Annotated in this window: 6 protein-coding genes; all 6 read right to left on the minus strand. The window is 41.8% G+C overall.

Annotated features, from left to right (window positions below; genetic code table 11):
* Positions 1-2,154 (minus strand): chemotaxis protein CheB (locus VIK44_RS10225; protein ID WP_331553803.1); only part of this gene is annotated, 2,154 nt, incomplete at its 3' end.
* A 409-nt stretch (positions 2,155-2,563) separates the two neighbouring features.
* Positions 2,564-2,866 carry a CC/Se motif family (seleno)protein gene (locus VIK44_RS10230; protein ID WP_331553804.1) on the minus strand — a complete coding sequence of 101 codons (303 nt, stop codon included), beginning with the start codon at positions 2,864-2,866 and terminating at the stop codon, positions 2,564-2,566.
* Positions 2,867-3,093: 227 nt separating this feature from the next.
* Complete coding sequence (cbiT, locus tag VIK44_RS10235) at positions 3,094-3,675, minus strand: precorrin-6Y C5,15-methyltransferase (decarboxylating) subunit CbiT (protein WP_331553805.1); 582 nt, start codon at positions 3,673-3,675, stop codon at positions 3,094-3,096.
* Positions 3,668-4,294, minus strand: a complete 627-nt coding sequence (cbiE, locus tag VIK44_RS10240) for a precorrin-6y C5,15-methyltransferase (decarboxylating) subunit CbiE (RefSeq protein WP_331553806.1) — start codon at positions 4,292-4,294, stop codon at positions 3,668-3,670. The genes cbiT and cbiE overlap by 8 nt, the downstream gene beginning before the upstream one ends.
* Positions 4,282-5,427 (minus strand): cobalt-precorrin-5B (C(1))-methyltransferase CbiD, encoded by a 1,146-nt coding sequence (gene cbiD / locus VIK44_RS10245; RefSeq protein ID WP_331553807.1) that lies wholly within the window; start codon positions 5,425-5,427, stop codon positions 4,282-4,284. The genes cbiE and cbiD overlap by 13 nt, the downstream gene beginning before the upstream one ends.
* A gap of 14 nt (positions 5,428-5,441) precedes the next feature.
* Positions 5,442-5,760, minus strand: a 319-nt coding sequence (locus VIK44_RS10250; RefSeq protein WP_331553808.1) for an SAM-dependent methyltransferase, incomplete at its 5' end; no start/stop codon positions are given.

Here is a 5,760-nt window from a genome sequence, read left to right on the forward strand (position 1 = left end):
GGCAGTTTCAATGGCATGGGTGTCAATATCGGTACCGAACACTTTAATAATATAACTTTTCTTAAGCATATCCATGCGTTCCTGAAGGAGGATCGCAATGGAATAAGCCTCCTCACCTGTGGAACAACCTGTGGACCAAACACGAATTTGGGTATCTGCGGTCTTTTTTAAAAATAGTTTTGGGATGATCTCTTCCTCAAGTGCTTTAAACGCCATCGGGTCCCGGAAAAAATTAGTCACCCCGATAAGCAGATCTCGTAAGAGTTCTTCCACTTCAAAGGGTGTCTTCTGGAGGTATCTGAGGTATTCGTCCTTCGAATCAATGCCATGAACGGCCATTCGACGATCAACCCGCCGCAGAATCGTACTGGCCTTATATTCGGAAAAATCATGACCGGTTTGAGACCGGATCAGAATAAATATCTTGTTAAGTATGTTTTCCAGCTTTGGCTGGGATTCAAAATCGTAGGGATATTTCACAAATGCATGGGCAACATAGGTTATAATCTGGGCCGGCATCTCATTTGGCGGTAATATAAAATCCACCAATCCGGTTTCAATGGCGCTGCTTGGCATACCATCATATTCAGCGGATTCAGGACTCTGGACTATAACCATGCCTCCTTCTCCCTTGATGGCTCTTATTCCCAGGGTACCATCGCTTCCTGTACCGGAAAGAATAATGCCGATGGCGCGTTCGTGCTGGTCCTGAGCCAGAGATTGAAAGAAAAAATCAATGGGCAGGCGGTGTCCTCTTGGCTCATTAGGCTCTAATAAATGGAGGCTGCCATTAAGAAAAGCCAGATCCTGGCCTGGTGGGATAATATAGGCACAGTTTGCCTGAACCTCTACTCCATCCTCAACCTCAAAGACCTTCATCCGGGTATAGCGCTGAACAATCTCTTTAAGGATACTTTTGTGATCCGGAGCCAGATGCTGAACCAGAACAAAAGCCATATCAGGATTTCTATCAGCAGGCATTCCGGCAAAGAAAGCTTCAAATGCTGCCAACCCTCCGGCTGAAGCTCCAATACCTACAATTGGGATTTTGTATTCAGAATTCTCCTGATCCTTTTGGGGAACATAAGCTTTCTTATTGGCTGTTCGATCCTTTGTTTCTTTGGCATCAGGTTCCTGATCTCCGGTATCTTTGACTTCAGGTTTCTTAGCCTTTGCATCTCTAACTTCAGGCTTCTCATCCATTAATTCTTCATCTTCCGCTGGAGATATTAAGGGTGAATTTTCATTGACTTCATGTTTTTCATCTTTGCTGTTTTTGGCATCAGGTTTTTCACCCTTTGTTTCATCAGAGTCCTGAAGTTTAACAGAGGCATACTTTGAATATTCACTGAGCCGGGCAGGCATCTCACCTGGCGCTAGAACAAGATCAACCAATCCTGCGTCAACAGCACTTTCCGGCATATCAGCATACTCAGCGGTTTCAGAGCTCTGAGCCAGTACCATGCCGCCTGCTGCCTTAATGGCTTTTACTCCCAGGGTACCATCTTCCCCGGTGCCGGAAAGCACAATGCCAATGGGATGATCTTCCCGGGATAAAGATTCGAAGAAAAAATCAATGGGCAGCCGATGTCCGCGTTTGTGGGCAGGTTCCGATAATTGCAGGGATCCTTTTTTGATGGCCAGATTCTGACCTGGCGGAATGATATAAACACAGTTAGGCTGAACCGCTGCCTCATCCTTCGCCTCAAAGACTTTCATTTTGGTCTCACGCTGGAGAATTTCATCCAGATTACTTTTATAAGTCGGATCCAGATGCTGAATCACCACAAATGCCATGCCTGAATCAACAGGTACGACAGAAAAAAAAGCTTTGAAGGCTTCCAATCCCCCTGCTGAAGCACCAATACCCACAATAGGAAAATGACTCGAATTATTTTCAAGGGTCTTCCGAGTCTTCGCACCTTTCTTAGTTGAAGTTTCAACCTTATTGTCTTTGACATCGGGTGTTTTTTTCTTGGCAGTTTCAACTTCAGGTATTTCATCCTTTGTAGTTTTTTCAGAAATTAAGGGCGAACTGGCTTCGACATCATGTTTTTGATTCTTGGTGTCTTTGACTTCAGGTGTCTGTTCATTGCTGTCTTTGATATCAGGGATTGCTTCCACCGGTTTCATATTTTCCTTTTCCTTTACCATGACAGTATCCTCTTCCTTAGGCAATAATTGTTATCAATCTTAATTTTCTCTTTTTTAAATGCATTTATTTTTAAGCATCTTCTGCTTCACGTCCATATTTTCTTAATCACTCTATTATAGTCTGTTTGTTTGAAAAACCCTACACTAATTTAAACTTTGCTTTAAAAGCAGACAACACAAGGCAATACAAAATATTATAACGCAATACAATGCGATTATATTTCATATGTGTATACTTTAAGCTGTTAACTGTATTTTAATTTTGCCGATAAAAAATCAGCCTGAAAAGCTATTTACCATCATTATCATATATACCCGTTATGTAAATAAAATAATCATATAAAATGCGACTTTATTTTTATCATTCTGTTTCTGGATTTAACAGATGTTGAATAATCCTCAACAAAGCCTAATATTTAAATCCCAGCAATCCACTGACAACTAAAGACTTATGACCTAGAATGTTGCGAAGCTTTATGGTAATATTTTCATTTTCTGCATTATTTATTTTTTTGGGAAAGTAAAATGTAATATCATCTACCTTAAAGAGATCATATAATCCGCTGTTAGCTGGTTTTCCTAATTTAATGATAGGAACATAAACAGCACCTTCTGTGCAACATCCACCTCGATTGTCCATTGCAATATAAATATCCTGGACATTTTTTTGATGTAAATAGTCTTTAACACTTTTCTTAATTTCAATATTCACGATAATTCACCTTTTTCCTGATAACTGACGTTAAATACAACTAAACACATTGTAATATACGGTTCTATACTTTGCATTAATTATATTTTGTCACTATTGATCAGATCGGATTTTCTCAAAAATCAGTAATTTTTCAGCAGGCATAATTCACCTTTGCTTTTAATAATAATAACCCAAAATTTCAAACATAAAAAAAGAAGGGGTTTACCCTTCTCGAACTAAACAGTCTATTTAATAACATCTCCGGTAATAATAAAAATAGGATTCGCAGCCTTTAACATGGTCAGTCCCCCAATGCCTTCGCCACGGCTGATGCCTACCTGGATGAGCTCAACATTTTCAAAATACCGGTTCATCAGGGTCGTGGCCTGAGCGGCGTTTTCCAGGGTAACAAAATTTGCGATTACCCGGCCGCGGTTACGGATTTTTTCCCGGCACCAGATAAAAAGATCGTCCATCTTTCCCCCGGAACCCCCGATGATTACCCGATCCACATCCCTGGTAATGGCGGATAAAGCTTCCGGGGCCTTCCCCTGAATAATTTCAACATTATCGGCATGGAAATGCTCTTTGTTTTTTTTTACTAATTCTAACGCTGCTTCCTTAGCCTCTACCGCATAGACTGTTCCCGGGGCTGCCGCGTAGGCGGCCTCCATGGTAATTCCCCCGGTGCCTGCACCAATATCCACGACCACATCCCCGGATTTAATCCCCAGTAAGGAAATGGTGAGTATGCGGATCTCCCGTTTGGTCATAGGAGCCTTTCCCCTAATATAATCATCATCTTTATAACCTGCAATATTACTCATTTACAATCACCACCACTGCCATTCCTTCCTCTTTAAAGTCCAGAGCTTCCTTAATTGTCAGCTTTGTAATTTTTTCATTGGCGTAGGATAATTCTTCTCCAACATAAATAATACTGTTCTCTACGCCGGATGTTAGCATGGTTTTAGCAATAAATGCTGTATTGTGACTTTTATCAGTTAAAAGACCCAGCTTTTTATTTTCGATGAGGGCCGGGAGTAAATCTGTTTTGCGGCCATGAAGGCTCACTAATTCTGCGTCCTCCCAGGTTAAATTAAGCTTTGCAAAAAAATATTGGAGGGAGCTGATCCCGGGAATACATACAATATCCTTTGTCGGAATAACCTTTTTGGCATAGGATAAAAGACTATAAAAACCGCAATCCCCGGATACCACCAGAGCCGTTTTTTTTGTCTTATAGAGTCCTGCAACCTCTTCCATTAAATCTTTCAAAGGGGTACCTCTGCCGATATAAAGCATTTCCTTGCCCTTGGTATCAAAGCTTTCAGCATGTCGCACCCCGCAAAGAATCACTTCCGCAGCTTCAATTTCTTTTTTTGCAATGGGCAAAATATAATCCCGATGCCCTGGGCCTAAACCAATAATTTTTAGTGGATACATAATCTTTCCCTCATTTTTCCTGCATTTTGACTTTCACCTAAATGACCATGGATCTTTGAAAAAAGAATAACCTCAACCTCAATGGATCCATAAACCCGATCGGTTATCTTTTTCTTCACAACCTCTGCCAAATGATTAAAATAATCAGGCAGCTTTTCTTCCAGGATTAAAGCTGTGGCTTCATCTGTAGTCTTTGATGCCATAATTTTTTTCATGGTTAACCGGGAGCCTCCCAGGATTCCACAATGGGCTGTGAGAATTTCCATCCGGCCATCTGCCACACTGCTATGGGTGTTAAAAATTCCACCTGCAACCTTTACCAGCTTTCCTAAATGGCCGACTATAAGAATTTTTTCAAAACCCATGCGTTCGGCCTCATCCAGCATAAACCCCATAAAGTTACTGGTTTTCACCAGGACTTCTTCATTAAGCCCCAGACCGAGGGAAAAATCCTTGCCGTAATTTCCCGGAACAAAAATAATTTCCTTCACACCTTTTGCTTTCAGCACTGACAGTTCAAGTTTTAATGAGGACTTTAAGGCTTCCTCGCTCATCGGTTCCACAATACCTGAGGTACCAACCACTGACAGTCCCCCGACAATTCCCAGCTTGGGATTAAAGGTACGCTTAGCCAGCTCTTCCCCCTGGGGAATGCTGATTTCAACCATCCATCCCTTTGGCAAATCTGTTTTACCCAAATCTCGATATTTTTCTAAAACCTTTTCAATTTCAAGGGTCATCATTTCCCGGGGCACCGGGTTAATGGCAGGCTCCCCGGGAGGAATACTCAGTCCCACCGATGTGACGGTACCCACACCAATTCCACCTAAAAACTGAATGCCGCTTTTAGCCGAGGGCATTATTTTTGAAAAAATCTTAATCCCGTTGGTAATGTCCGGATCATCCCCTGCATCCTTAATTACTGAGCAGGATGCCTCACTTGAACCAAACTGCTGATCATGAAGAACCAGGTCCAGAGGCCAGCCCTTAGGGGTATCAATTTTAATGGATGACCGTATCTCCTGACTCAGATACATTTCCAGGGCTGCCTTTGTTCCAGCCGTGGCACAGGACCCGGTGGTATAGCCGTAACGTAATAGTTTCCCGTTTTTTTCAATGGTTTTATTAAACATAATAGCTCCCTGAATTAACCAATGGGATAATTCTTTTTAATTAACAGTGTAGACAGGTAGGGAATTTTTCCTTTGAGAACTTCAATGTCTCTGACAACATTCTGTGTTGCCATGCCAATATTGGATACTAGTACAAAGGCCTTTTCCAGACCCCGTTTTTCAAGTTCCTGTGCCATCAGGGCATTATTGGCAGAAATTTTCATGACTACAATATTTTGATGGGCATCTAAAATGGCCCTTATTTCTTCAATGGGTTGGGTCATGGCAACCACCCCCAGGGATTCTTCTCCCTGGGTAAGTGGAATATTAAGCTGGGCGCCGAGATTACAAAAG

Origin of the sequence: Acetobacterium sp., assembly GCF_036508315.1 — a bacterium.
Lineage (GTDB): Bacteria > Bacillota > Clostridia > Eubacteriales > Eubacteriaceae > Acetobacterium.